The following is a 26,360-nucleotide window of genomic DNA, read 5'->3' as shown; positions in this document are numbered from 1 at the left end:
CTTGTGGGAGACAGTGATATCTGTAACTGTGTCACGCACTAGTGGGTGCCGTCCGATCAAGCTGCAGCCGCAGGGCGTCGAGGTCGCGCTGGGCTTGGTCGAGGATTTCTGTCGCCGCCTCGCGGCAGTATCTGATTTTGTCGGCGCCTTCGACGATGACCAGGTGGGTGTCGCCCTTGAGGATGTGGTGAGCCTTCTTCCCTCTCTGGTGGGCTGAGCATTTTCGTTGATGGTTGGTGCGCGGGGTTTCGATGCTGATGTGGCGCAGAACCGCTTTGGTGGGCATGTCGATCTCCTGTCGAACCGGGGACTCGGATAATCCGCGTCACTTCTTCTTGCTGAGTTGATCTCTCAACGCGTCGCGGACGGAGTCGCCGATCTCGTCGAGGCGCTCGAAGATGGTGGTCATTTGTTCGAGTGTCCACTGTCCACGGCTCGCCTTCGCTTCGCCGGCCACGTGGTTGATCGCGGTGTTGATGCGGCGTATCACGATCGCCGAGTTGTATTGGCGCTGGCCGGGAGTCACGGCCATGAGCTGATGCCCGCGATGCGGCAGCTTCAGTTCCGTCAGGACACGATTGGCGACGGATTTCGCACGCTCGTTGACCCGTGTCTTGGTCGATTGGCGTTGCCGCTGCGGGGAAACCGGTATCGAAGCCGGAACTGGTGCCGCTACCTGCTTGGCGAGTAGCCGCTCGCGTAGCTGCTCGCGTCCGACGAGATCGCCAACGGTGATCCCAGGCGCGATCTCGCGGGAGAGCAACTCGTCGAGTACCCGGTCGTCCGTCGGGTCGAGGTATGTGTGTTCGACAAAACTGGTGAGTATTTCGTTGTCGACGAGCATGCCCTCGTCGAATCGGCGGGGGCGTGGCTCGCTTTCTCTGCCCTTGGGGTCGTCGTCGGTGTTCCCGTCGACCCAGGTGCGGATCAAGGCTTGGTCGTCGAGATCGAGTTCCCGGAATTCTGTCCAGCGAGCGTCGTTGTTGAGTCCGACGTGAGACACGATGTGTCCCTGGTTGTCGGGGTGATCCGGAGCGGACTCCTGGACGACACGCATGACTCTGCCGACGAACTGGACGTAGGGCGCAAGACTTCGGAACGGCCTGAAGATTGCCGCGACACTCAGGCGGGGATGGTCGAAGCCCTCGCCGAGCATCTGGACCTGAACTATGCAGTCGAGCTGGCCCTGCCTCAGCCTCTCGATGACGGCGTCCTGGTCGTCGTCTGCCATGTCGGAGTGGATTTCGGCGGCTCGGTAACCGCATTCGGTGTAGATGCTGGCGACTTGTCGCGCGTGGTCGACCGAGCATGCCGCGGCGATGATCTGGTGCTGGATGCCTGTCTCTGCCCGCATGCGGTCGCACTGCTGGATGCTGGCTTCGACGATGTGGCGGTTGCACTCTGGGCTCAGGGCGACACCGCGGCGAAACCACGCCTGTTCGCGAAGCTCGAGGACTTCATCGAGAGTATGGCGGCGGATATCGTCGCGGTAGGTGAAGTAGAGCTCCGAAGGAGCAACGTTGCGGGAGTGGATCTGCTTGATGTAGCCGTTGATCATCGCTCGGGTGAAGGGGTAGCGGTAGACGATCTCGCCGTGAAGTTGCTGCTGGTCGGACCGAAACGGTGTTGCTGTCAGGCTGACGACCTTTGCGTTGGGAAATCGGCGGAACACCTTTTGCCAGCTTTCGGCGGCGGCATGATGCCCCTCGTCGACAAGGATCATGTCGAAGAAGTCTTCCGGGAACTGGGGCAGCCAACGGTCGGCTTGGCTGGCTAGTTGCTGAATGTTGCAGACCACGAAGTCGCTCTCGATCGCGTCGTGGATGTTCGCGTTGACTCCGTCGAGCACCGCCATCCAGGGGCCAGCGGTGAAGTCAGAGATCACCCGGCATTTCGTCCAGAAGCATTGTGGGCTGGTGATATCGACGGCGTCGGCGACGCCTTTGCGAATCGTGAGGTTCGGAGTGATCACCAATACCCTGCCCTTCGCGATTCCGAAGGGCAGCGTGGCCATGACGCCGGTCTTCCCGCAACCGACGGGGATCTGCACGATCGCCGGACCAGCGTCGGCAGCGAAGTGCTCGCGCACTGCGCGATGTGCAGCGCGTTGCGGGCCGCGCAGCGCAGCATTGGCTTCGATGTCCGCGTTGGCGGTCGCGAACACGCTGGTGTTCCCGTCCGCAGCGGCAGCCTCCTCGGCGCGTCGGTAGACCAGTCGGAACGGCTCCAGGTCGGCGCGCCGATAGAAGCGATAGTCGCTGCCGGGCCGTCGCACGGCCTTCAAGGTGCCGTCCCTGTCCCACCGGCGGAGGGTCTGCGCGGATATCCCCAAGTAGGTCGCCGCCTCCGACACACGCATAAATTCTTCATCAACCATGCTGTTACTATACAACCTTAGTCAACTCTTCCATATCTGCACACCGATTTGCGAGGCGGCCGTCCTCGCCGGTGTCGTTCCCGACGGCATCATCGCGACCCGGCTATGTGCAAGCCTGCGCGGAAGTGTTGGGCCGCAAGAAGTCCGGACGGTTCGTCGTCTTCGAGGTCGACCCCGACTACCGGCCGCCGGCGCGCGAACGGCGAGATGTGTTCGTTGTCGTGCTTCGAGCAGGACCGCGACGTTCTCCCGATCAGCAAAGACCACCTGAGAGGCGCATCGGGCGACTAGCTCGGCGAGGCGACGATCCGGGACGGGCTGCTGGGGATGATCACCGTGCGGTACACCCAATCCATCTCGGTCGCATACGTTCGCGACGGCGTGACCGTCGGGATCGGCGCCGGTCAACAATCCGCGCGACTGCGCTGCCCTTGCCGGCGACACGGAATCTGGTGGCTACGAAAACATCCCGCATTTCGGGGCACTCCCGACACCGCAGGGCGAACAGCGACCGGACCGGCTGAACCGCCAGTTCCGCGCAGCCGCGAACGCCCAATCGGCCGACGACCCCGAGTCGACGATCACCGAGCATCTCAGCGATCGGGAACGCCGCGATTGGGGCATCAACCTCACCGGTATGACCCTCGTGTCCGACGGGTTCCTGTCCTTCCGTGACAACGTCGCCGCCCGCCGCAAACACGCGATCACCCTCGTAAACACCGGACTCCGCCTGTTCCATCACTGACAGGTGCGTTACATGTACACAACGCTCCCGACCAGCACAGATAGTCATTCGGCGCTGCCGTCCTTACTGATAAGCAGTTCAGGTAGGAGCCGCCGAAGAACTAGTTGTCCCGGTCGAGCTCGTGTTCGTGGGCGGGGTCGAGCTCCGGTGGCGTTACGTCCGTCGAGCGGTGAACTTGATCCCGTCCTTCGCGTTCACGTAGACGGTCTTCGATTAGACATTCGGTCGCCGTTTGTGCTTCGCGGCGAGCTTGTTCGGCCAGAAGCGCGTCGAGTCTGGTTGCTGCTGTGCGGCGTTCGGCGCTGATTTTCTCGCGCATCTGTTCACGCTCGTCTTCTGCTGCTGGACTCGCATCTCGCTCGGCGGCTTGGACGTCTGAGTTCTGGACTTGGGCCTCGATCCGGGTCCAGTCCGACGGGTGTGCGCCGGCGTCGGCCGCGCGGTTGGATGCTGCGATGGTCTCGGTCTGAGCCTGGTGGTGTTCGCGTTGGCGTTGTTCGCGGACTCGGTCTGCAGCCGCGAGTTCGGCGGTGAGTTTGGAGCGCGCGCTAACTCGAAAAGAGAGAAGTCGTTCTACTTGATTGCGTAGTTCGGCAGCTCGTGCATACGCATCGCGTAGTGCGGTTTCGGCGGAATCTTCCACGCTGGCAGCGGTGCGAGCGGCTGCGATTGCCACGACCTGACGGTCGAGGGTGTCGGCGGTCCTCTCGTCCTCGTCGACGACGGTCTCTGTCCGTTTCCACCCGATCAGGTCGTAATCGTCGCGGGACAGACGTCGCCGGATCCCGTCGACGCGGGTGGCGAGTTCGGTGTCGGTGAGTATCCGGAACGGATCCGACGCGACAGCATCGGCGAACGCGGCAGCGTAGTCACGGCGTTCGTGGCGCACGGCTAGGGCGCGGAACGTGGCATCGGATGCGCGGAGGGTGCCGGCGGCGGCGAGCTCGCGAGCTCCGGCCATTTCGGCGCGGTCCAACTGTGTCGCAATACGTTCGGCGACGATACGGGCCTGGTGCACGATGTCGAGGTCGAGTTCTTGCGCGAGGACACGGGCTTGTTCGACATCGTCGCGAGTGACGACACCGCGTGCGCCGGCGAACGCTTCGAGAGCCGACTGGGCGGCATCGGCGTCGGTACGGGCGGCGTCAGCGGTCGAGCGGTAGTACTGGGCTTCCATTTCTTGCAGGCTCGCGTCGAGTTCCAGCGACGCTGCCGTGGTGTCATCGCCGGCAGCGCGTGCGATCGTGGCGTCGCGTCGCATGGTCGCGACGGCATCCTCGGCTGCCGAGGCTGCGAGGTCGGCGTCGACCCACCGTTCGTGCGCGTCGAGAGCCTCGATCCGGTACGGCCGTTGCGCGTCGGCACGGTAGGCAAGATCGAGAATCATCGGCTCGGTCGCGGCGACATGCTCACTGGTTCCGGCATGGAACGCCGACCACAATCTGGCTACATGGTGTTCGGCGGCGGCGAGATCGGCACCGAGTTGCTCGATCCGATCACAGATAGCCAGGTCCGGGTAGAGAAGTTCGACATCGGGGAACGGTGCCCATTCCGCGACGTCGACACCGAGGTCGTCGAACAGGTTCGGTAGTGCCCGTTCGCTGTCCAGCTCGACGAGGTCGTCGACCGGATCGAGGTCCTCGACCGGCGGCGCAAGGCGCAGCAGCGAGTCCAGGTAGTCGTCGTCGCCGACAGCACCATTCTCGGCAGTGGCACCGTTGTCGAGCAACTCGACGTCGAACTCCGCATCGGCGGGATCCGGGGGAGCGGACTCGACGTCGACCGGCTCGGCAGGCAGCGGCTCGTGGCCGAGTCTGGGCGCGGTGAGCAGTGTCTCGATGCGCCAGGTCATGGCGGTGGCGACCTGATCGGCGCGGATCGGGTCATCGTCCTGGGCGGCGAGGATCGCCTCGTGCGCGACGGTCAGCAGCTGGGTGGGAGTCCACTCGGCAGGGTCGGCGGAGTCGATGACAGCGACGAGCCGAGCGAACGCAGGATCGGCGATCACGCGGTCGGAGTACTCCGGCACCACCATGTGCAGTGCCGGAAGCCAGTCGGGGTGACGGGAGGCCAGATCACCGGATTCGATGTCGGAGACGACCTCGGGTTGCAGGGTGCGCGACATACGCCACCACAGGGCGGCAGCGGCGAGTTCGTCCGGCAGGGGCCGATCGTCGACGCAAGTTCCGACGAGGGCGTGCACGTCGATTCCGGCGTGTTTGGCGAGGCTGAGTTTGTCGGCGAGCACCGGCCAGAACGGATCGAGCCGGATCCGCGGATCGAGCTTGTCGACCAGTGGTGCCCACAGCGCGGCGGCACTGTTGGGGTCGCCGATCGCCCTCGTGGCGCGGCCGTCGAGTCGACGTTGGTAGCGCGATTCGACGACGGCGTAGCGGTCGGGCCCGGTGGGGCGGCGGTCAGTGTCGTCGACCCGCATCGCCGCTCGCCACACCGCGAGATCGGTCAACAGTGCGGGGTGCTCGCCCACGATCGGACGTGCCCACAGCGGTGCATCCGACACCGACCATGCACTAGCGGCGGTGCGGACCTGCTTGGCGAGAGTGGAGACGAGTTCGCTGCGCGCCGACAAATACGTGCTCCACGTCGGCGACTGTTGCAGTGCTGTCGGGATCCCGCGTTGCCACGGCAATGGGCCGGCCCCGCTGGAGTGTGCGCCGGTCTCGTCGAGTCGCCAATCCAAGACGGCGGAAACGTCGGCCGCGGTGTCGAGCGCACCGTAGATGCGGTTCAGTTTCGGTGAATGCGCCGCCGCGTGCAGGTCGGCGACGGCGTCGCGCCCGTCGACAGCGAGCGTGGCCAGGTGCTTACGCAGCGTCGGCCACGCGGCGGAGTCGGTCAGCCCGGGCCAGGTGGCTTCGGCGCCGGTATCGATGGTGGCGAGCGCGTCGGCTCCGATCGCTGTTTCGGCAGCAGAACCGACGGCGTCGGTGTAGGCCGAGGCGGCGTGGGCGAGTCGCCCACGCGGATCGTCGAGTTCGCGCTGGGCTGTGGTCGCCGACACTTGCGCACTGGATCGGGCGAGTGTGTCGGTCAGGTAGTCGACGGCGGTAAGGGGGTTGAGCACGTCCGGATGCAGCGCTTTGTGGACGTCGCCGTCGGTGGCGGTCGCAACGTAGACGTCGTTGCGGCGGCGTCCGCGAGTGAGCGGGACATAGAGATCTTCGCGGCTGCTGCGGCCGTCCTCCAAGGTGTGGGAGGTTTCGGCGGTGATGCCTTGGGCTGAGTTGGCGGTGCAGGCGTAGCCGAGTTCGAGGTGCGCACGCACATAGCTCGCGGGCAAGCGAACACGGCGTCGGCTACGCAGATGGGTGACGTCGAGGGAGCCGTCGTCATGGATGTGGTTGATCGTCCAGCGGTAGCCGTTGCGGACGTAGTCGGTGCGCGACATGGACAGTCGTCGATCGTTGTTGCGGGTCAACACGACGTCGCCGACGGAGGCAGGGAGGCCGTCGGACAGCGCGACCACCGCTCCGATGCGTCCTTCGGCCAGGCCTGCGATGCGATCGGCGCGGGCACGCATGTTCAGGTCGGCGACGAGTTCGCGGGTGGGGGCCATCATCACCGAGTCCAGACCGGTGGCGCGGTCACGCGACCAGGCGCTGTAGAGCGTGTGTTTGACCGTTTCGGTGTCCCCGACGTGGACGCGTTGGTTGTCGATGTAGAAGGCGATCGCGGCGGGATCGCCGTCGCGCAGGGCGAGGCTGGCGTTGCCTTCGGCGGGGTCGGTGAACCGCATGACCTGGGTGAGGGTGATGGTGCCCGCCGATTCGGCGATGTCGCGGATGACACCGCCGGCGGCGATCGAAGACTTCTGTTTGTCGTCGCCGATCATGCGGACACTGCCGCCACGCGACAACACGAAACGCATGGCAGCGTCGAGGTTTTCGGTGCCGGCCATCGCGGCTTCGTCGATGATGACGAGCGTCTTGTCGTCGATCTCGCGTATCCACCGCGGAATGTGTACGGGCTGTCCGGTGCGTCCGGCCTTTTCCATCGTGGCCAGGACGTGGGTCATTTTGTCGATGGTGTCGGTGGTGGTGTCGATCTCTTCGCGCAGGACGCCAGCGGCGGCGCCGGTCGGCGCGAGGCCGATGATGGTGCCGCCTTCGCTCTGCCACGCGCGGGATAGAACCTTCATCGCCGTGGTCTTGCCGGTGCCTGCCGGGGCGATCGCCACTTGCAGGCGAGCACCGGAGGTCGCCATGCGCCGGACCAGCTCGGCCTGGCCGGCGTTGAGAGTACGGCCGTCGTTGTTGGCGGCGTATTCGAGCAACGCCACCGCGACAGTGGAGGCGGGGATCTGATGCCCGCCGGTCTGATGAGCCGCTGCGATGAGTCGACGTTCGGCGGCGACCACAGCGGCGGATGTGTAGAGCTGACTCCGCGCGGTGGTGTAGACGCTGGTGCCGTCCAGGCGGCGCAATGCTGCTGGCTCGTCGAACTGATCCGGCAGACGACGGGGGATCGAGCGACGACCGCTCAGCGCTTCGAGCACCAGTTGGTTCACTAATCGTGTGCCCTGTTCGGGGTCTGCGTTTGCTGCCCGGACGATCCGCTCCGCTTCAGCTCTGACGTGCGCTTCCTGCCATGTGGCGCGGCTGGTCGCCACTCGCGAGACGAGCGCCTGTGCCGAGGTGGATATCCATCGACCGTCGAGATCGGCGCGAACGCCGGGATTGGGGTGGCGCGCTCGATGCACCATTTCGGATAGAGCCTGTGCGCCACCGACGACTGCGATGGCTTCGTGGCGCCAGGTGGCGCGCTGCTCTGCTTCGGCCCGTGGCTGATGCTTCGTTTGGCGGGTCTCCAAGGTGGCGCGTTCGGCGAGAGCAAACATTTCGTGCGGTGTCGGCTCACGTCCGTGGTCGGCCTGGAAGCTGTTGGCGAGCGCGCCGGTCCGCTCGGTTATGGCGGCGCTTCGAGCCGACCAGCGCTCGATGAGGCGATAGTCAACCCCGACAATTTCTCGAATTGGGCGCTTTTCGTTTTCGACCGACGACCGTTCGGCAAAGTGCAAGCCGAGTCTGTTTCGGAGGTGTGCTTCGAGTCGAGTGTTGTAGTGCTCCGATGCGCAGACGGCCCATCTGTAGAGCATTCGTGCATCCAGCGCCAGCCACCGCCAGCTGCCATCTGCGGTTCGGGCGCGGACTTTGTTGGTGATTACCACATGGGTGTGTAAATCGGGGTCGCCCGCTCGTGAATCGCGGTGCGTGAATGCTGTCGCTACCAGTCCGTCCGTCTCGACCTGTTGCACTCCGTCGGTGCCAAGCCGTGTGTATCCGGCGACTTTCTCGAGAAAGGTCAAATAGTCGGCCACGGCGGCGCTGTGACACGTCTCGATTTCTTTGGCAATCGATCGTGGCGCAATTGCCCACAGTGCGGATACGGACTTGACTGGCGAGCAGCAACCGTCGAATCCTGCGACAGCGGTCGTCCGGTTCCGTGAGTTTCGAGCAGTCCATCCAGACAGCTCGCGCTCGTCCGAAGGGGCGCGGTCGTATTCGGCGATGAACATCTCTGTCGCTACCTCGGTACGGATTCGTGCGCGTTCCTCGTCTGGTATCGGCGCGACGCCTTTCTCCCCGTTGGAGACGTTGAAGTCAACAAAGCGCTCAGCAACGGTTTGTCGAAATTTGCTGGCGCCGTTGTAGATCCGATACCGGGCGCCAATCCGAGTGGATGTGTGCGCTGCGCGTGTGGCGGCCTTGCGGTCGGCGCCCTTGGCGATTTGGTCGGCAAGAGTCTGACGCCCGATCTTGTCTGCGTCCGGATGTAGGCCCTCGCCATAGAGCGCCTTCATCTGTGCTTCTGTGACTGGATCGCCGCTGTCGATCGAGTCGAACGCAGCGAGTCCCTTGCCGAGCCACCGCCCTGGCGACTCTCCCTTCGCGGAGTAGTAGTCGGACAGCGACGTTCGGCCCTTCTCGGTGCTGTCCATCGCGGCAACCGACTTCACGTAATACGTGTAGCCATCGCCAGCAGTGAGTTTGTGAAGCGTCGCTGTCACATTCTCAGAATAGCGGACGTTATCTTCTTGTTATCCTTAATGCAAGAGGTGTGAAGGTGAAATTTTGGTGTGGATGCTTATCGGTGAGTCAGATTGCGACTGGTTCGGTCGGTACGGAGCGAGGTTATGGCGAATGTTTATCGACATGGACTTGTATGTCTAACGGGTTGCTTGATTGGAGCTTTTGGCACGTGTCGTTCGCACGCTTTCCGCTGTCGTCAAATTCTTATTATTCCAATTGGAACAATAGGTCCGAATGGTCCAAAATCGCAATTGTGAACCGGAAGGACGTTGATATTCGATGGAATCGGGCTGGTGACTCTGTGGGAGCATTCGCGCCTCACCGCTGGTGCCGCAACTCACGCTAGTCAGGTACGACAAGCTCGCCCGACGATCAGACTTTGCCGAATACAAGTCGGCGGACCCAGCCGAGCAGTTGGGCAAGTGTGACTAGCGATCCGAGCTCGGTCGCCTCGCGTTGCCGACACGTCGGCTCTGGTGCACTCGCTCCGCCTCCCAGCCGGCAGCGGCCCTTCTACGATCGCCGTCGCCTGTGTCAGTACGAGCAGCTATCGTCCAAATTCATGGAGGTGAACAAGGAGACTCGACAAGCGGTGGCGGCAAGTGATCCCATCGCCGAGCACTACTGGCAAGTTGCTCGCGCTCTGTACCGCACCTTGCGCTGCGACGGTCCCGCTATGGAGACGCTCGACCCAGGTCCGATCGTGCTCCGTCGTGACGAACATGTGTACCTGCACCTGCCGACAAGGTATGCGCGGTATACAGCAATCGAAGACGGGTATCCGCCCGCCTGGAATGTGCAGCAGAGTGTCGACGTGCTGGTCACGACCGACGGTCTGATCGTCACGCTGCGCGACGGAGATGTTCTTCGCTTCGATTGGGAGCGCGTCACCGCGTTCCATCCGGAACCGACGCGATGGACTGTGACATTCCAGTTCGACGGCGAGGCCAGCCCTCTGCGGTTGCGGGGTTACGCCGCACCACAATTCTGCGTGTACGCGACGCTGCAGCTTCGTAGCATCGACTACTTCCTGACCAGCGATCCGCTCAGCCCACTTCTGTAGAACGTCGTCGCGCCGGGCGCTGGCGCATTAGAACAGGGACAGTTGATCTTTGCGGGCTCGTTCGTCGGCGAGGGTTACGTAGGCGTTAGCCAGTCGTCGAGCGGTGTCGCTGGTGCACACCAGCTCGGTCCGGATTGCGCTCCACGGCGTGCCGGATTCGTGTAGCCGCTGCGCATGTGCACCGACCTCGAAATCCTCCTCTGCGAGGGTACTCATTGCGTGAGTGGCTGTCGGCTCCGGCGTCGAGCCGAGCCTTCGCATCGCGACGTGCCCGGCCGAGGACACACATCTGCTCGAAGAGTTCGTCTTCGCTCGCCTCGGCAGCGAGCTGCGCCAACGTGACGGCTGCGGTGGCGTATCCGCGGCGGTAGGACTGCGCGAGTACAGCACGTGCGTAGTGCGATATCTCGTGTTCGCGGGCATCAGCCAAGGCGACGTCGGTGAGTGCGCGACTGAGCAGGCCGCTGACTTTGCCGGCGCGCGGCAGCTCGGCCAACACCAGCGCCGAACGGTGCGGCCGGGACTCGGTCACCAGGCGTGTGATCACAGTGAACAGCAGCGCGGCGCAGACCGGACGGTAGAAGTCAGCCGGTTTGAGTAGGTTGATGACGGTGCGGGCAGCCTCAGGGCTCGCCACAGTAGTGCGCGCAACGTTTGTGCTTCGACGTCGAGCTAGGTGTAATTCAGGTCGTCGGAGTCGAGAGCGGCATGGAACTCGCCGGCCATGTCGGGCATGGGGGTAGCGCTCATCGGTTCCGATTCTTCCGTGTCGCGGTATCGAGTGTGAGGTCATCCGCCGCGCCAGCTCCGAGCTCGGTGTGGGATGCCGGATGTGCGGCGGTTGCATTCAGGTGGCTATCGAGTGGCGACGGTTGCGCGAGCTCGCGAGGGTCCTTCTCAGTCAAGCCGCTGCGGCAGCGAGCGCGGAAATGCGGTTGGGACGAAACCGCCGAAATGAGTTCCGCCGTCCATGACAATCACCGGTGCCTGTAGGTGGCCCAGGCTCAACACGTAAACCCGCGCGGCGTCGTTTTGCGAGATGTCGACCAACGTGTAGTCGATTCCGGCCTTGTCGAGAGCAACGGTACGTCGCGTTGCACTGCACGCATGCAGGCTTGGTGTAAATGGTGACGGTCAAAGTGGAACCCCCGCCGAGAGAATGGTGGGACATGGCGACCGAGAACGACGGGTCCTCCAGGCACGGATCGCGGCGCATCAATCGTGGGCTCGAACGACGGATCGTGCCGCGCGGACGCAAAGGCTCGCGAGGCTCTTCGAGATAAGTTCGAGCGTGAGGCTGCGTCGGCGGGGGAATTGACGCCGCAGGGAGTTCTTGCGCGCGGCTGCAGCGGCACCACGTTCTCCGGCTACGTGGTGAGAGTCGTAGCGAGCTTATCTCGGTTACTGGGTTCGCAACGCGCGAAGCGCGGGCTCTTGGTCGCGGTCGCTATGGCGCTCGCGATCGTGGTCAGGGACGTGTCGTCGGCCGGGCGTCCAGGGGGCGAGTACGACTGCCCCAACGCCGACGATGATGGCCAGGACCAGCGACGCTTGTTCGGCGCCGTGCACGAATGCGGCCTTGGCGAAGTCGGCCAACTCCTGCGCGGCAGGACCTGTCCGGTCGGTGACCTGCAGGGCTGCTGCGAGTGAGTCGGATACGGGCTCGCGTGCTTGTTCGGGCAGTCGGGGCAGTGCGGGTTGGATGCGGTTGCTGTACCCCGCGGCGAGCACGCTTCCGGCGATGGCGATCCCGATTGCTGCGCCGATTTCTCTGGCGGCGTCGTTGACGGCCGCGGCGACCCCCTGCTTCTCGGGGGGTGTATCCGCCACGATGGCAGCAGTGGCGGGTGCGGTGCACAAACCCAACCCAGCACTCAAGATGAGCAGTGGCCACAACATGTCGACATAGACGGCATCGACGCTCAGCCGGCTGATCAGGAACAACCCCATCGAGATGAGCAACAGCCCAGTAACGGTCACCATGCGTAGGCCGACCCGCTCGGCGAACCACGGCGCGATCACAGAAATCAATACCAGCGGAATGATCATCGGAGCGATCGCCAACGCGGAGTGCAGGGGGCGGTAGCCGAGAATCAGCTGTAAGAATTGCACGAGAACCAGGAACACCCCGAACATCACGACGAACTGGAGCGTGATCGAGACGGTCGCGCTACCGAACCCGCGATGGATGAACAAGTGCAACGGCAATAGCGGATGCTCGACTCGTAGTTCGACGGCAACAAAGATCGTCGCGGCGACCAGTCCGGTCCCAAGGAGACCGAGCACGACCGGGTCGTCCCAGCCGCGTAGCGGCGCCTCTGTCAAGGCGACGACGATGGCCCCGATCGTGACCGCGATGCTCACCGAACCCACTGGATCCATTGCTGGACGTAGTCGGTCGACGGATTCGGGAATTGTGAAAGCCAAGATCAGCAGCACCAACCCAATGGCGGTCAATCCAGCGAAGATCGACTGCCACGACCACACCTCAAGCAGAACGCCGGATCCGAGAATGCCCAGCACTGCACCGGATCCGGCCACACCTGCCCAGATCCCGACCGCCCGTCCGCGCTGGTGCTCCGGGAGACCTGTGGTCATAATCGACAGAGTCGACGGCATCACGAGTGCGGCGCCGGCACCAGCGATTGCGCGTGCGGCGATCAGTGAAACCGGGTCCTGCCACAGCAGCGGTATTGCCGATGCGGCCGAGAATACCGTCAGTCCAGCGATCAGTACGGCCCGTCGACCGTAGCGGTCACCCAGCGCGCCAGCAGGGAGCACCAGACACGCCAATGCGAGGGTGTAACCGTCGACTATCCAGGTGAGTTGGACCTGGGTCGCACCAGTCGCGGTCGCGATGTCGGTGAGGGCGGCGTAGAGCGCTGCCATCGACCCGATGACCAACGCGACGGACAGGCACGACACCACCAGCGTCCATTGCTGGGCCCGCGACAAGCGTAAAGTCGAAGATTTGGTCGATTGCATCGCGCCTCCTCTGTGCAGATATCGCCAGTAGCTGTCCGCTACTATCGGTATCATAAATGTTATCGGGACGACAGTGCCATCGGTGTTTCGGTTCGGTTAGCGAACGAGAGGTGCATACAGGGATGAACGCTGATTCTGGATCGTGCGCCGATGATGACGACATCGATCCGCGGCGGATGCGCTCCCGTGCGCGGTTGCTGGACGCGGCGACTGGGTTGCTCAGCACCGGCGGTATCGAGGCGGTCACCATCGACGCAGTGACAAAGGCGCCCAAGGTTGCCCGCACTACTTTGTACCGGCATTTCAGCAGCTCGACGCATCTGCTCGCTGCAACCTTCGAGCGACTGTTGCCTCAGGTCACGCCGCCGCCAGAGAGCGGGACATTACGCCAGCGTTTGATCGAGTTACTGAGTCGGCAAGCGGTTCTGATCGAGGAAACGCCGATACAACTCACGACGCTGGCCTGGCTCGCGCTCGGGTCCACCGCTTCCGGCAGCAAGTCTGGCGGCCCGCACGAAGATGGGTCACGATCGATGGGTGCGCTGCGCGCCCGGGTCGCCGATCAGTACCGTGGGCCGTTCGATCAGATACTCGACAGCCGCCGAACTCGGCGAATTCGACACCACAGTTGCCTTGTCGCAACTGGTCGGGCCGATAGTGTTCGCACGCCTGACCGGTATTCACGCCTTCGGTCAGTCCGACTGTGTTCGCCTGGTCGATGACTTCCTCGCTGCGCGCAGGATGTTTCTCCTGTAGAAGCATCCGGGGACCCAGCAGCCGCTCAAAAGAGGCGACTTCTGGTTGCATTGAGCAACACAAGAGCCTGGCAGGCTGAAAGAACGCAGCCTCGCCGATGTCCGATGGAAATATCGGCACGCCGACTCCAATCGACGACAATGCGAAGATCGCTGGAATAGCTCACGTTTCGAAGGGGAACTGCTTCGAACGCTAGGTTGTGCGGTCAGCTGGGTGCGCTATCGGGCGGTTCGGGCTACAGATTCACCTTTCATGCTGGTCGTGAGAGAACTCTCTAGGAGATCGGCCGGTCCATCGCTTGAAGGCGTGTGAGAAGTTGGATAGGTCGCTGTATCCGAGATCCGTCGCTATCTCACTCACCGAGATTGATCGGTCGAGGAGTCGTAGCATCGCACGCTCGCGCAGGCATGACTCGCGCAGCTCGCGAAAGGTGGTCCCCTCTTCGGAGAGGCGCCGCTTGAGTGTGCTGGTGGAGATTGACAGCTCGTCAGCTACCGATTGTCGGCTGCTTTGCCCGGGACGATCCTTCTCCAGGAACCGTCTCACCTTCTCCGAAAACGATGTGGTCCCGCTCCGCTGTTCGAGAGTTTGCTTCAGGTCGACTATGGCGAGTCGATACGCGAGGGGATCGGAGAACCGGCAGACCTCGCTGAGCGTTTCAGCGGGGACATGGAGGAAAGACATTGGGGCGTTGAAGAGCAGTCGCCCGCCAATAATTTCTTCATGGTTGGTCATGAAGGTCGGCACCGGCCAAGTCAGGTGGAGTCTGACGGTTGCAACGTCTCCGGCGAGCATGTCGAGTAGTCGCAGCACTGCCAGCCCGCCGTAGGTGACGACCAAGCAGTCCAGTGCGGGATCGCTTGTGTGTCCGGTGAGTGCGATGGTAAGGCCGTGTTCACTTGGATAAAACTGTGGACTCAGGGCTGTCGAGATCAATGGCAGATAGGTGAGCAGTTCCACGATCTCGGCTACGGAGCCTGCGCTGACCAGCGGAAAACTCAAGGGGCCGAACGATGTCAACTGGGCCTGTTCGGCGAACGCGAAGCCGAGCAGTATTGCCTGGTCGACATCCAGCTCGGGATAGACCTCCCGAAACCACCGTAGAGGGGCCTGAACCTCACGCTGGATTAGAAGGCCTTCATTCGTTCCCTCGCGAGTCATGACGTTTCGAAACCGCGCGACGGCGTCTGGGTCGAGTGCTTGACTCTCGAGCAGTTGCACGAACGCGAAGGGGGGGACACCGACTTCGTAGAGGCTCAATTTGTTGCGCATCCTCTGAACCGAACTCACAAATATATGACTCCGCCGAACATAGCCTCGGCGGTCCTCGTCGACAACACTTTCACTTAGTTCCCGTGTCGAGGACGCCGCATTAGGAGTTGGCTATGTCAGTTATCACATTTGTCTCCCACGACGGCGACAAACACGAGGCGCCCCTCGAGGAGGGGCACTCGCTGATGCAGGTCGCAATCAACAACGCGGTGCCCGGCATCGACGGAGACTGCGGAGGCGAAGCCGCGTGCGGTACGTGCCATGTGATCGTCGATCCGCAATGGTCCGAGCAGGTCGGACTGTCGGGCACCGTTGAGGAGGAGATGCTCGCAATGAATCCCGAGCGTCAGCCGACCTCCCGGCTGTCCTGCCAGATGGTGGCCTGCGCGGTATGGGACGGCTTGATCGTCCAACTGCCTGAGTTCCAGATGTGACGACGACAGAGAGGGGCAAGACGTGATGAAGATTCCAGAGGGGATCACCGCCAAGATTCAGTCGACCATCCCGATGGACTTGCAGATCCAGGGCGCTCAGATGTACGACTACACCCGGCGATGGATGACCGGGACGAACGGGGAGAAGCTCTTCGTCGAGCGCCCCATCCCGCCGGTGGAGGACGTCGAACTGGCCGACATCGACCTCAGCAACCCATTCCTCTACCGCCAGGGCCGCTGGAAGTCCTACTTCGAGCGCGTGCGCAACGAAGCTCCGGTCCACTATCAGCCCAACAGTCCGTTCGGCCCGTTCTGGTCCATTACGCGGCATGCCGACATAATGGCCGTCGACAAGAACCACGAATCGTTCTCGGCCGAGCCGGTCATCGTAATCGGGGTCCCACCTCGCTTTCTTGATATCGAGATGTTCATCGCGATGGATCCGCCACGTCACGACGTGCAGCGGGCCGCTGTACAAGGTGTGGTCGCGCCGAAGAACTTGCGCGAGATGGAGGGTCTGATTCGATCGCGAGTCCGGGAAGTGCTGGACAAACTGCCAGTTGATCAGCCATTCGACTGGGTTCAGAGTGTCTCTGTTGAGTTGACGGCTCGGATGCTTGCCACCCTCCTGGACTTTCCCTACGAACAGCGCCGCAAGCTCGTCTATTGGTCAGATCTCGCATCGTCGATGGAGCAAGCAAACGGAGGTCCCTCTGACAACGACGAGGTGTTCCGCGGCATGCGCGACATGGCGCGAGGGCTCAGTGCGCTCTGGCACGATAAGGCGGCTCGGACAGCTGCCGGCGAGCAACCCGGCTTCGATCTGATCACCATGCTGCAGAGCAACGAGGACACCAAGGATCTGATCAAACGCCCGATGGAGTTCCTAGGCAACCTGGTGTTGCTGATCGTCGGAGGCAACGACACGACCCGGAACTCGATGAGCGGAGGTGTTCTTGCGCTCAACCGGTTTCCTGACCAGTTCGAGAAGTTGAAGGCGAACCCGGACCTGATTCCCAACATGAGCTCGGAGATCATCCGCTGGCAGACACCGCTTGCCTATATGCGCAGGATCGCCAAGGCCGACACCCTGCTCAACGGGCAGTTCATCCGCAAAGGCGACAAAGTCGTGATGTGGTATGCCTCGGGCAACCGCGACGAGCGTGTGTTCGAACGCCCCGACGACTTCATCATCGACCGGGCCAACGCCCGCAACCACATCTCCTTCGGCTTTGGTGTCCACCGCTGCATGGGAAACCGGCTGGCCGAGCTGCAGCTGCGGATTCTCTGGGAGGAGTTGCTTCCTCGCTTCGAAAACATCGAAGTCGTCGGCGAGCCCGAATACGTGCAGTCCAACTTCGTGCGCGGTATCAGCAAGATGATGGTCCGCCTCACCCCGAAGTCCGACGCATGACATTGCAGCGGGCCCTCATCGTCGGGGCCAGCCATGCCGGGGCCCAACTCGCGGCCAGCCTGCGCCAGGAAGGGTGGGTCGGGGAGATCGTCCTCATCGGCGAAGAGTCTGCGTTGCCATACCAACGCCCTCCGCTGTCGAAGTCCTATCTAGCCGGGACGAGCACACTCGACGAGCTCGCGATCCGCAGCGCCGAGTTCTACCGCAAACAGGGAATCCGACTCCTGGACGCGACGGTCACGGCGATCGACCGCTCGGCTGGTCACGTCGTACTGAACACCGGCGACGCACTGCCCTACGACAAGCTCGCGCTGTGCACCGGCGCTCGTCCTCGGCGGCTCTCCACACCTGGCGCGGACCTGGCCGGGGTGTACTACCTACGTACTGCCGCGGACGTCGAGAGTATCCGCGAGGCCGCCAGGCCCGGGCTTCGGGCCGTTATCGTCGGCGGCGGCTATATCGGTCTGGAGACGGCCGCCTCGTTGCGTGCGCTCGGTCTGGAAGTCACCGTGCTCGAGGCGACCGGGCGCGTCCTCGAGCGGGTCACCGCCCCCGAAGTATCAGCGTTCTTCGACCGGATCCACCGGGAGGAGGGTGTCAACATCCGGACGGGCGCACTGGTCGAGGCCCTGTCCGGTGACGGTAGGGTCCGCGAGGTAGTCCTCGCTAGTGGCGAATCGATTCCCACCGACCTCGTCATTGTCGGCATCGGCGTGGAACCGAACACCGAGCTCGCCGCCGCCGCGGGTCTGGTCGTCGACAACGGTATCGAGATAAACGACCACGCGCGGACCAGCGCCCCCGACATCGTGGCCGCCGGGGATTGCGCCAGCCACGTCATGGCCCGTTACGGCCGTCGCATTCGCCTGGAGTCCGTGCCGAGCGCGGGCGAGCAGGCCAAGGTCGCCGCTGCGACCATCTGCGGGAAGTCCAAGAAGATAGCGGCGCTTCCATGGTTCTGGTCGGATCAATACGATCTCAAGCTCCAGATCGCTGGTCTCAACACCGGCTACGACGAAGTTGTCCTCAGCGGCGATCCGACCCGGGACCGCGACTTCAGCTGCTTCTATCTCCACGCGGGCGAGCTCATCGCCGCCGACTGCATCAAACGCCCCCGCGACTTCATGTTCAGCAAGCGGGTCATCACGCAGCAACTCCCTGTCGGCCGGGCCGAACTCGTGCTTGCCGACTCGGCCTGAAGCGTTGGGTCCGTTGGGGCGACAGGCATAAGCAGCGAACGCGGGACCGATTCGGAAGGACTTCAATGACGAACGTCATCCATCTCCCGCTGGCGAAGGGTCGTGAGCGGCTCTCGTCGGTCCTCATGGTGCCACTGCCGAGTCGGGTCGACGCGGCCCTGCTGGGGGCCAGTGACCGGTGGCCTGTCCGTGACCTCGCCCCGCCCCCGGCGGGGTCGGGCCTGGAGCCGGTCCGAGGGACCGCCGGACTGCCTCTGCTCGGTCACACGCTGGACTACATCCGGTTCGGCTCTGACTTCACCCGGCTCAGATACCAGCGGTTAGGACCGGTCTCGTGGATGGGCGCCTTCGGCACGAAAATAGTGATCGTGGCCGGCCCGGATGCCACGCAGGAGGCACTAACAACCAAGGCGAAGTCGTTCTCCCAGGACGGGTGGACCTATCTCATCGATGCCTTCTTTCACCGGGGCCTGATGCTGATGAGCTTCGACGAGCACAAGATGCATCGTCGGATCATGCAGGAGGCTTTTACCCGCGACCGGCTCGCCGCCTACGTCGACCAGCTCGGCCCGACGCTGGAGACGAGCATCCCCAGGTGGACACCGGGACAGTCCACGCGAATCTACCCATTGCTGAAGGCCTTGACTCTCGACGTCGCAACGAACGTCTTCATGGCGGGTCGGGGAGGGAGCGAGGACACCGACGCAATCAACGACGCCTTCGTGGCCACCGTTCGTGCGGCCAGCTCGATCATCCGTTTCCCGCTGCCTGGGACTCGGTGGCGAGCCGGAGTCCGTGGGCGCGCGCTCCTGGAGGACTACTTCAGCCGGCACGTGCCGGCGGCGCGAAGCGGCCAGGGAAGCGACCTGCTTTCGGGGCTGTGCCATGCGAGCACGGCCGACGGTGAGGCGTTCACCGATGAGGACGTCGTCAACCACATGATCTTCTTGATGATGGCTGCCCACGACACGTCGACCATCACCACCACCGCTGCCGTCTACTTCCTCGCCAAGCACCCCGTCTGGCAGGAACGGGGTCGGGCGGAGTCCGACCACCTCGGTGAACGCCGCCCGGACATCGACGACCTGGACTCGCTGAGGACTCTCGACCTGGTGATCAAGGAAACGCTGCGTCTGGTGGCGCCCGTGCCGATCGTGATGCGCAAGACGGTCGAGAATGTCGCGATTGCCGGACGCCACATCCCCGCGGACACCCTGGCGGCTGTAGCTCCGGCGGTGAACCACTTCGACGAGTCGTGCTGGACCGACCCCGACACCTTTGACCCTGACCGCTTCAGCGAGCCGCGGCGTGAGGACCAGAATCACCGCCTCGGGTGGATTCCCTTCGGAGGAGGGGTGCACAAGTGCATCGGTCTGCACTTCGGCACTCTCGAGGTCAAGGCGATCCTGCACCACATGCTGCGCACCTACAGCTGGACGGTCCCCGATCAGTACGAAGCTAGATGGGACAACACCTCGCTCCCCGTCCCTGTCGACGGGTTGCCGATCACCATGGAGCCTAGATGAATCCGGCACCGGCGGCGCAGTTGCGGGCGACCGACTTCCTCGACATCGAGCACGAGTCAGTCCGGGCGTTCACCGCAAACGCCATTGGGAATGCGCGCACCGACCGGGACAAGGCAACGCGCCTCTTCGCCGCGGTCCGCGACCAGATCTGGTATGATCCCTACACGGTGTCGGACGATCCGGCCCACTATCGAGCGAGCTTCGTCCTCGAGACCGGGCGCGCCTACTGCGTCCCGAAGGCGGTGCTCTTGACCGCGGTTTGCCGCGCGGCAGGGATTCCGGCGATGCTGGGCTTCGCTGACGTCCGTAATCATTTGCAGACCGAAACACTACGAGCGCTCATGGGCGGCACGGACCTGTTCGTCTATCACGGCTACAGCCATCTCTACATCGACGGCCGGTGGATGAAGGCCACGCCCGCGTTCAACAGCGAATTGTGCGCGCGCTTCGGTGTGCCACCGGTGGATTTCGATGGCGATAACGACGCCCTCCTGCACGCATTCACGGCAGACGGAGCCCAGCATATGGAGTACGTCCGCGAGCGCGGCATCTTCGACGACCTGCCTCTGAACGCGATCCTGACCGCGCTTCGGCATACGTACGGACCGCTGATGTTCAAGTCCGCTCCCGTGATCGCTGACGCTTTCACCGACACACCCAGTGGACACAACCGGCCCGACGGGATCTCCGCCGGTTCCCACTCACCCGGGGAGGAGCGATGAGCACGGCGCCCGCAGCGGAACGCCTTGGATGTGCGCAACCTTGCCAGCGGCCAACTGGTCGGAACCGTCCAAGGCGGTCTGTTCAACGCCGGGCATGTCTACCTCTCAGTGGAGCGGGTGAACCTGCTTGCCGAGATCTACGACGAGTTTGGAGCCTGGCTGACGGAGCGGGTGAGGTCCCTGGCCCAGGATAGGGCGGCAGGTTCGACCGGGTGCGACTGCTGATGACGCTCAGCGAAAATGCTCAGACTTGCTCGGCGAAAGAGCCCACCTGTGAGCTGTGTTCACTGTAGTGGTTGGCGGGTTCCGGTCGTTGCTCTTCGGAGGGTGTCCGACCGTGCGTGGTGAGAGATATTGTCAATACCTGTGGATCCCCGATCCACAGGTATTGACAATATCTCAACCCGATCGAATCGACTTTTGCGACCGTACGATTGCGGACGAAGGTCACCAAGGGTCCCGGGTCTCGTGCGGCGGGAATTGCCATGTCTTACAAGCTGATCGATGCCGCGCAACTTCGTTGGCGGGCGGTCAACGCACCCCACCTGGTTGCGCTGGTCCGTGCCGGCGCGGTGTTCCACAAGGGCAAGCTGCTCGAACGCCCCATCGATATCACGCCCGAAGCGTCAACAACCGAGCCGGAAACAGCCGGATCGGAGGTCGCATGAAATCCCCGATCCACAGGTATTGACAATATCTCTTCGAAAAACGCGACGACTATGTCCGATCGATCAACGGCTTGCGCATTGATAATGGACTGCGGGCGCCCACGAGGGTGTTACAGCGCTGCGCTCTTACAGTCAGGGCAGAAGCGCAATTCGCGCGCGCTGGCCGTTGTTGATGTTCCAGTCATTGCTTTGGTCGCACACCGCTGCGCGTTCTTCGGCAGTATAGCCTGGCGATGCGATCACTACCAACACTCCAGTCATCAGCTGCGTCATCTAGACAGTTTGCCCGACTAGATCACCAATCAGCTCCCTCAGCCAAGTTCTCTCAACGGCTTCGTCGAACTCATTGAGGATGCAGATGGTTGTGAGCTTCAGGGGCAAGTCTTGGCACCGACCCACCTCGGACGTCTCGAATAGGCTCTTGTTCGGCCACTTCGTTGAGGACGGCGTGGATGCGACTCTGCTGGGTAGCCAGCAACCATGTCGGGCTTCGACGCGCCTTCGAGCTCTTGCGGCCACATCGGCGACCGGACCAAGCTGTGTTGCCGCCGTCTGCGCGCCGATGCAGCCAGTGCGGCACTTGCACGAATTCATTTCAGCAGTGGTTGTCTCGCCACTTCACGCTCGATCTCCAACGTAGGCATGACATGCTCCAGGCGGTATACGAAGCGTTGGCCAACGCAGCCGAGCACGCCTATCCGGACACATCCGAAGTGTCGACCGCCACGATGGACCTGCATGTCGACTACGACGCCACCACCGATGTCCTCCAAGTCAGCGTCTGTGACCACGGGCAGTGGGATGCACCTGTCGAGGATCCGCGGCAGCGCCGCGACCGCGGCATACCGCTCATGCACGCACTCGCCGACACCCACATCGAATCCGGTAGCACCGGCACCCAGGTGCGGCGACAGTGGCACTGCCTTCGCATCTACTCGGTAGGTCGGTAGCCCGATCCGGCGGCGCACTTGCAGATGCCCCTGGCCAGCGTGCTCAGTGTGATCCACACCGGATGCGGTCTCTCCGGTGCGCCGGATCGGTTAGATTCACACACAAGCAGCTGCCGGGCGGCCGCAGCAGGTCCGGGCTGGCTCGCGACCTTCTTTCTTCTCGACTCGCCAATAGACCGAAGGACAACACAATCGACATTCCGACGCCACCGCACTTGAGTGTGAACAGTCATGTCGTCGAGGCCGTCACTGTCATCACCGCGACCGGTGATATCGACATGGGCGCCGCGCCCCGCCTGATCGAGGCACTGCGCGAGGCTGCCGAGAACGCAGACCGGGCGTTGGTCGTCGACCTCACGCCGGTGACGTTCTTGGCCTCGGCTGGCATGTCCGCGTTGGTGTTCGCGTGCGGTCGCGCGGTGTCGGATTCGCGGTTGCTGCTGCCGGGCCGGTGACCGCCCGGCCCCTCACACTGATGGAGCTGACCGGCACGCTCGCCGTAGTGTCCAGCCTCGATGAGGCCCTCGCTGCCGTTTCCCGGTAGACCGCGGGGTCAGGTCACCGGGCCGGTCCGTCGAGCAGCACGTCCACCAATTCATCGGCAGCGAAGTGATAGTCCGACACTGGAAACCATCGCTGCCAGTCGATGATGTGCACGGTCACCCGCGATGCGGCTTCATCGAGGCGATAGTCCCGCCACGCGCAGGCGAGAATGTTGTCGTTGCCGTCGGTGACCAGAAGCCGACGGCCTGCATAGTTCGGCAAATCCCGGGCGGGCACCCGCGCAAGATTCAGCCTGCCCATCTGCCGCACCCTGTGCACGGACCGGCGAACGGCGTGCACCACCGACGCAAGCTGCACTGCGTCACATCAATGCCCCACTCTCGAAGCCAAAGCCGCCCCCAACCAGGCTGAAGTGGCACCGCCTCATGCCAGCGGTAGAACGAAATCAGTGCGGCCAATCGAGCTTCCATCGTGGCGGCGGTCGGCGGCACACCGGATGCGGTGATGCTGTGCTCGACCGTGCGGCCGTTTCGCAGCCACGACAGGAAGGCGGTGACGGCCGGGACACCGACATCACGCCAGCTGTCGGCCTGGCCGCGTTGTGTCAAGGGTCATTCGAAAATCCGGGTAGGCGGACACCAGAGCTCCGGACTGACGGACACGAGTTCTCCGGATACGCGGCCATGGATACTCCGGTCGACGGACGTGACAGCACGGGGGGATTGGGTCGGGCTGTGCGGAGTTGTGCTGGCGGCGATCACGCTCATCGAGCCGGCGAACGTCTTCGCGCGATCTAACGTCAAGTTCAAGCTCACCGTGCTGGCGCTGCTGCCCGGCGCACGATGGAAGCTGACTCGCCGCGCGATGATGGCTTGGGCGTTCGGCAACCCAGCCGGGGGGCGATCCGATGTATCCGATCGTCGATCTCATCGTCGCCGGCGCCGCATGACTTCCGCACGCTCGGCACCAGTCCCGCGCCGGGCTACCCGAACGACGCGGTGCTGGCTGCCTTGCATATCCCGACGCTTGTCCTGTTCTTGCGGGCGTAGCGTCTACCACGACGCGGTCGCCGCCGAGGCTCGGGCGCGTCAACTGGTGCCGGCCGGTCAGGTCGAACTGTGGCCGACCGCCACGCACGCCGTCGCTGCCGAGCGTCCCGACGAGGTGAACAACCATATCCTCGAGTTCGTCCAGAGCGTCGACCGAGTGTGAGCGCGGACCTCGATCGCCCGCATCTCGATGCCCGCGACGTGATGGAGCAACTGCTGCCGTTGATCAGAGGAGGGGTTGGACTCCTTTTCCTGCAAGGGGCTTCAGCGAGGCGGTGCGAATCCCCTTGGGTAGCAACCAGATGTGCGTGATGCAATAAACGATCCACTGTGGCGGTGGCCAATGTCTTGGGCATGATCGAATCGAAACCAGACGGATGCAAATTGGACGTCACTGCCACGCTGCGTCTTTCGTATGCGGCATCCACCACGCGATAGAACGCCTCGGCGGCATCCTGCCCTGCCGGGAGCATACCTATGTCATCGACGACCACGAGATCGCAGCTGCAAATCTTCGCGACAGCGCGCGCCACCGATCCGTCTGCCTTCGCCTTTCCGATTGTGGCGGTGAGGGTTTCGAGGGTGAACCACGACACCCGCAGATCGACCTCGATCGCGGCGTGCGCCAACGCCTCCACGAAGTGCGTCTTGCCGGTCCCGCTCGCTCCACTCACCGCCAAGTTCTTGCGGCGGTGGACCCATTCCAGGGTCATCAACGCGTTCTGCGTCGCGACCGGGATCGACGAGTCCTCGGTCCGCCACGACGAAAACGTCTTGCCGGTCGGGAAATTCGCCGACTTACGGCGCATCCGCCGAGTCGCCGCATCGCGGCCGACGACCTCCTCCTGCAACAAGACACGCACGACCTCGGCCGGATCCCAGCGTTGCGCCCGCGCCGTGGCGAGGACGTCGGGCGCTGCCTTACGCAGATACGGCAGCCGCATCCGGGTGCAGATCTTGGCCAGCTCGTCCGGCAGCGGCGGGGCGTCGTTGCGGCTCATGCGCCCAACCTCCGCCACGGACCGGTGCCCGGCTGCGCCGAGTGTGCTTCGTCGATTGCCACCACATTCGACGGCGCGGAGTCCTCGTGACCGAGGTGGTCGAGGATCGACACCAGATCGCCGTCGTCGAACCGGCCGGCGGTCGCGGCGACCGCCAGCGCGTGGTCGACCCGCTCCAGGCCCAGGCCCAGGCCCAGGCCCAGGACGCGAGCGAGCTCGACGGCCTGGCCCATCTTGCGGCGGATCCGGACGACGCCGGTGGCCGCGGCCTCGGTCAACCATTGCATGGCGCCGTCACCGAGCATGAGGAAGTCGATCTCGGCCTCGGTGCGCGGCTTGGGTTTCGGTGTCCGCAGCACCGAACCGTCCGGATGATGCGGGTAGTGCTCGTCGAGGATGAGCGGGTTGCCCGGTGTCGACAACCGGTGCCGCGCGATCTCCGACAAGCCGGTGCCGATGCGGGCGACGACAGCGAGTTCCTCGCCGGAGACCCGGCACCACACCCGTTTCCCTTGATGGCCGTCCGGGGTGGAGTAGCGCACGTTGTGCCAGCTGATCGTCTGATCGGAATTGACGAGCCGTTCGTCGCCGAGCGCGAGGATGTGTGGGTTGTCCGGCAGCACATGCAAATTCGGCAGCTCCTCGACGAGGCGATCGACCCGCGGCACGCCCGTGGCGCGGTGCGGACGGGCGTTGACCTGCTCGCACCAGCGCGCGCACGCGGCCTCCAGCTCGGCGAACGACGCGAAGTCGGGCAGCAGGTTCGCCTCGGTCGGCACCAGATCCGCCTTGGCGATCTTCACGGTGTGCTCAGCACCACCCTTCGATTCCGGGTCGAACGGCTCACACGTGCGCACCGCGCAGCCGTAATGCCTAGCCGCGGAGACGATGTCGGGGTGCCGGACCGGCAGTCCGGCGATCCGGTCGATCGTCACCGTGCGCGGGTTGTCGGTCAGCAGATACGTTGGGGCACCACCGATCCGGCGCAACATGGTATCCACGCAGGCAATCAACGTGGGCAGCTGCTGATCCCACGCCGGCAACACCACCCGATACCGCGACCACGACAACCAGGCGCAGAACAACTGCGTGCGACGACCGGCGACGCGTGGTCCCTCGCCCCAGTCGAACTGCAGCCAATAGCCCGGATCCGGAATCCACGGACGATAGCGCCGCCGGTGCCCGTCACGGTAGGCCTGCTTCGCCTCGGCCACCGCGCGGCGGGTGGTCCGCTCGGTGCCGGCAAACCCCATCGCCTGCACGCGTTCGTGCACGACATCGGCGCGGATCTTGCCGTTGGACTTGTCCACCAGCTCCTCGATCTTCGCCAGGAACGGATCGATCGCACGTGCCCGCCGCTCCCGCTCGCCGACGTCGCGGCCGGAATCGCGCAGCGCGACATACCGTGCCACGGTCTTCTCGTCACAGCCGACCAACACCGCAGCCGAGTGTGCGCACCTCGTAAGGTCGTATGCCTCAAGAATTTCCATTACATCCATGCCAGACTTGGTCACGGGTCTCGTCCGATCTTCAGTTGACTTGCTGGGCCAAAAGCAAGCCAACTGGTCGGAAGGGACCCTTTCCGTCATTTTAAATCGGGCGTGTCGCCCTCTCTGGCAGGCTTAGGTGAGACACTCGGACCTTC

General features: G+C 63.6%; 19 protein-coding genes and 5 pseudogenes. 11 read left to right on the top strand and 13 right to left on the bottom strand.

All coding sequences use genetic code 11. The annotated features are described in order from the left end of the window. Positions 1-31 precede the first annotated feature (31 nt). The 3 genes from JGU72_RS07460 to mobF all read right to left on the bottom strand — a co-directional run bounded on the left by JGU72_RS07460 (position 32) and on the right by mobF (position 9,150). Complete coding sequence (locus JGU72_RS07460) at positions 32-286, bottom strand: hypothetical protein (RefSeq protein WP_199683001.1); 255 nt, start codon at positions 284-286, stop codon at positions 32-34. 39 nt (positions 287-325) lie between these two features. Further along, positions 326-2,377, bottom strand: coding sequence for a DEAD/DEAH box helicase (locus JGU72_RS07455; protein WP_199683000.1), 2,052 nt, complete (start codon positions 2,375-2,377; stop codon positions 326-328). An 845-nt stretch (positions 2,378-3,222) separates the two neighbouring features. After that, positions 3,223-9,150: a MobF family relaxase gene (mobF, locus tag JGU72_RS07445; RefSeq protein ID WP_199682998.1), complete on the bottom strand. Its 5,928-nt coding sequence runs from the start codon at positions 9,148-9,150 to the stop codon at positions 3,223-3,225. Positions 9,151-9,734: 584 nt separating this feature from the next. Here mobF and JGU72_RS07440 point away from each other — a divergent pair. Further along, a complete protein-coding gene (locus tag JGU72_RS07440; RefSeq protein ID WP_199682997.1) occupies positions 9,735-10,235 on the top strand; it encodes a hypothetical protein in 501 nt (166 codons plus the stop codon). A 27-nt stretch (positions 10,236-10,262) separates the two neighbouring features. Here the strand turns inward: JGU72_RS07440 and JGU72_RS30630 are convergent, their stop codons facing one another. The 4 genes and pseudogenes from JGU72_RS30630 to JGU72_RS07425 form a co-directional block, all read right to left on the bottom strand. Then, a complete protein-coding gene (locus JGU72_RS30630; protein ID WP_199708670.1) occupies positions 10,263-10,451 on the bottom strand; it encodes a hypothetical protein in 189 nt (62 codons plus the stop codon). A 226-nt stretch (positions 10,452-10,677) separates the two neighbouring features. Next, positions 10,678-11,028: pseudogene (locus JGU72_RS31410) on the bottom strand (DnaB-like helicase N-terminal domain-containing protein); the annotation flags it as partial. A gap of 108 nt (positions 11,029-11,136) precedes the next feature. Further along, a pseudogene (gene nrdH, locus JGU72_RS07430) lies at positions 11,137-11,373 on the bottom strand (glutaredoxin-like protein NrdH). Positions 11,374-11,636: 263 nt separating this feature from the next. Next, a complete protein-coding gene (locus JGU72_RS07425) occupies positions 11,637-13,220 on the bottom strand; it encodes an MFS transporter (RefSeq protein ID WP_199682995.1) in 1,584 nt (527 codons plus the stop codon). A gap of 122 nt (positions 13,221-13,342) precedes the next feature. On the opposite strand from JGU72_RS07425, the pseudogene JGU72_RS07420 reads away from it, so the two are divergent. Beyond that, positions 13,343-13,976 (top strand): annotated as a pseudogene (locus JGU72_RS07420) (TetR/AcrR family transcriptional regulator). A gap of 243 nt (positions 13,977-14,219) precedes the next feature. Here the strand turns inward: JGU72_RS07420 and JGU72_RS07415 are convergent. Beyond that, positions 14,220-15,236 (bottom strand): helix-turn-helix transcriptional regulator, encoded by a 1,017-nt coding sequence (locus JGU72_RS07415; protein WP_199683272.1) that lies wholly within the window; start codon positions 15,234-15,236, stop codon positions 14,220-14,222. 125 nt (positions 15,237-15,361) lie between these two features. On the opposite strand from JGU72_RS07415, the gene JGU72_RS07410 reads away from it, so the two are divergent. The 6 genes and pseudogenes from JGU72_RS07410 to JGU72_RS07385 all read left to right on the top strand — a co-directional run. After that, positions 15,362-15,682, top strand: coding sequence for a 2Fe-2S iron-sulfur cluster-binding protein (locus tag JGU72_RS07410; RefSeq protein ID WP_169594483.1), 321 nt, complete (start codon positions 15,362-15,364; stop codon positions 15,680-15,682). A gap of 25 nt (positions 15,683-15,707) precedes the next feature. Next, entirely contained in the window at positions 15,708-17,096 is a 1,389-nt protein-coding gene (locus tag JGU72_RS07405; protein WP_199683271.1) for a cytochrome P450, read from the top strand. Further along, positions 17,093-18,295, top strand: coding sequence for an NAD(P)/FAD-dependent oxidoreductase (locus JGU72_RS07400; RefSeq protein WP_169594485.1), 1,203 nt, complete (start codon positions 17,093-17,095; stop codon positions 18,293-18,295). The genes JGU72_RS07405 and JGU72_RS07400 overlap by 4 nt, the downstream gene beginning before the upstream one ends. Positions 18,296-18,360: 65 nt before the next feature. Then, entirely contained in the window at positions 18,361-19,821 is a 1,461-nt protein-coding gene (locus tag JGU72_RS07395) for a cytochrome P450 (RefSeq protein WP_199682994.1), read from the top strand. Continuing rightward, positions 19,818-20,543 (top strand): transglutaminase-like domain-containing protein, encoded by a 726-nt coding sequence (locus tag JGU72_RS07390; RefSeq protein ID WP_199682993.1) that lies wholly within the window; start codon positions 19,818-19,820, stop codon positions 20,541-20,543. The genes JGU72_RS07395 and JGU72_RS07390 overlap by 4 nt, the downstream gene beginning before the upstream one ends. Positions 20,544-20,944: 401 nt before the next feature. Continuing rightward, positions 20,945-21,211, top strand: a pseudogene (locus JGU72_RS07385) (IS256 family transposase); the annotation flags it as partial. A 132-nt stretch (positions 21,212-21,343) separates the two neighbouring features. Here JGU72_RS07385 and JGU72_RS07380 read toward each other — a convergent pair. After that, complete coding sequence (locus JGU72_RS07380; protein WP_199682992.1) at positions 21,344-21,484, bottom strand: hypothetical protein; 141 nt, start codon at positions 21,482-21,484, stop codon at positions 21,344-21,346. 179 nt (positions 21,485-21,663) lie between these two features. On the opposite strand from JGU72_RS07380, the gene JGU72_RS07375 reads away from it, so the two are divergent. Continuing rightward, positions 21,664-22,161 carry an ATP-binding protein gene (locus tag JGU72_RS07375; RefSeq protein WP_233530281.1) on the top strand — a complete coding sequence of 166 codons (498 nt, stop codon included), beginning with the start codon at positions 21,664-21,666 and terminating at the stop codon, positions 22,159-22,161. 221 nt (positions 22,162-22,382) lie between these two features. Then, positions 22,383-22,616 (top strand): STAS domain-containing protein, encoded by a 234-nt coding sequence (locus tag JGU72_RS07370; protein ID WP_307828354.1) that lies wholly within the window; start codon positions 22,383-22,385, stop codon positions 22,614-22,616. Positions 22,617-22,719: 103 nt separating this feature from the next. Here JGU72_RS07370 and JGU72_RS07365 read toward each other — a convergent pair whose 3' ends face one another. Together JGU72_RS07365 and JGU72_RS31220 are read right to left on the bottom strand one after the other, a co-directional pair. Continuing rightward, on the bottom strand, positions 22,720-22,965 hold the full coding sequence (locus tag JGU72_RS07365) for a hypothetical protein (RefSeq protein WP_199682989.1): 246 nt from the start codon (positions 22,963-22,965) through the stop codon (positions 22,720-22,722). Then, the gene (locus tag JGU72_RS31220) at positions 22,953-23,273 is read right to left on the bottom strand and encodes a hypothetical protein (RefSeq protein ID WP_307828335.1); all 321 of its coding nucleotides are present in this window, start codon (positions 23,271-23,273) and stop codon (positions 22,953-22,955) included. The genes JGU72_RS07365 and JGU72_RS31220 overlap by 13 nt, the downstream gene beginning before the upstream one ends. A 97-nt stretch (positions 23,274-23,370) precedes the next feature. Here JGU72_RS31220 and JGU72_RS07360 point away from each other — a divergent pair, with 97 nt between their 5' ends. Then, entirely contained in the window at positions 23,371-23,877 is a 507-nt protein-coding gene (locus JGU72_RS07360; protein ID WP_199682988.1) for an alpha/beta fold hydrolase, read from the top strand. Between the two features lie 63 nt (positions 23,878-23,940). On the opposite strand, the pseudogene istB reads toward JGU72_RS07360, so the two are convergent. Further along, positions 23,941-24,715, bottom strand: a pseudogene (gene istB / locus JGU72_RS07355) (IS21-like element helper ATPase IstB). Further along, positions 24,712-26,214 (bottom strand): IS21 family transposase, encoded by a 1,503-nt coding sequence (gene istA, locus JGU72_RS07350; protein WP_374101095.1) that lies wholly within the window; start codon positions 26,212-26,214, stop codon positions 24,712-24,714. The pseudogene istB and the gene istA overlap by 4 nt, the downstream one beginning before the upstream one ends. Positions 26,215-26,360: the final 146 nt, after the last annotated feature.

The sequence above is a fragment of the Antrihabitans auranticaus genome, from assembly GCF_016481275.1.
GTDB lineage: Bacteria > Actinomycetota > Actinomycetes > Mycobacteriales > Mycobacteriaceae > Antrihabitans.
Note: the sequence above shows the minus strand (reverse complement) of the source record. Positions and strands in the feature narration are given on the sequence as shown.

Bases quoted from the DNA above. Each gene is read 5' to 3' on its own strand.
- JGU72_RS07460 (WP_199683001.1), bottom strand. From the start codon at position 286: ATGCCCACCAAAGCGGTTCTGCGCCACATCAGCATCGAAACCCCGCGC.
- JGU72_RS07455 (WP_199683000.1), bottom strand. From the start codon at position 2,377: ATGGTTGATGAAGAATTTATGCGTGTGTCGGAGGCGGCGACCTACTTG.
- JGU72_RS07440 (WP_199682997.1), top strand. From the start codon at position 9,735: ATGGAGGTGAACAAGGAGACTCGACAAGCGGTGGCGGCAAGTGATCCC.
- JGU72_RS30630 (WP_199708670.1), bottom strand. From the start codon at position 10,451: ATGAGTACCCTCGCAGAGGAGGATTTCGAGGTCGGTGCACATGCGCAG.
- JGU72_RS07425 (WP_199682995.1), bottom strand. From the start codon at position 13,220: ATGCAATCGACCAAATCTTCGACTTTACGCTTGTCGCGGGCCCAGCAA.
- JGU72_RS07410 (WP_169594483.1), top strand. From the start codon at position 15,362: ATGTCAGTTATCACATTTGTCTCCCACGACGGCGACAAACACGAGGCG.
- JGU72_RS07405 (WP_199683271.1), top strand. From the start codon at position 15,708: ATGAAGATTCCAGAGGGGATCACCGCCAAGATTCAGTCGACCATCCCG.
- JGU72_RS07400 (WP_169594485.1), top strand. From the start codon at position 17,093: ATGACATTGCAGCGGGCCCTCATCGTCGGGGCCAGCCATGCCGGGGCC.
- JGU72_RS07395 (WP_199682994.1), top strand. From the start codon at position 18,361: ATGACGAACGTCATCCATCTCCCGCTGGCGAAGGGTCGTGAGCGGCTC.
- JGU72_RS07390 (WP_199682993.1), top strand. From the start codon at position 19,818: ATGAATCCGGCACCGGCGGCGCAGTTGCGGGCGACCGACTTCCTCGAC.
- JGU72_RS07380 (WP_199682992.1), bottom strand. From the start codon at position 21,484: ATGACGCAGCTGATGACTGGAGTGTTGGTAGTGATCGCATCGCCAGGC.
- JGU72_RS07375 (WP_233530281.1), top strand. From the start codon at position 21,664: ATGCGACTCTGCTGGGTAGCCAGCAACCATGTCGGGCTTCGACGCGCC.
- JGU72_RS07365 (WP_199682989.1), bottom strand. From the start codon at position 22,965: ATGGGCAGGCTGAATCTTGCGCGGGTGCCCGCCCGGGATTTGCCGAAC.
- istA (WP_374101095.1), bottom strand. From the start codon at position 26,214: ATGGATGTAATGGAAATTCTTGAGGCATACGACCTTACGAGGTGCGCA.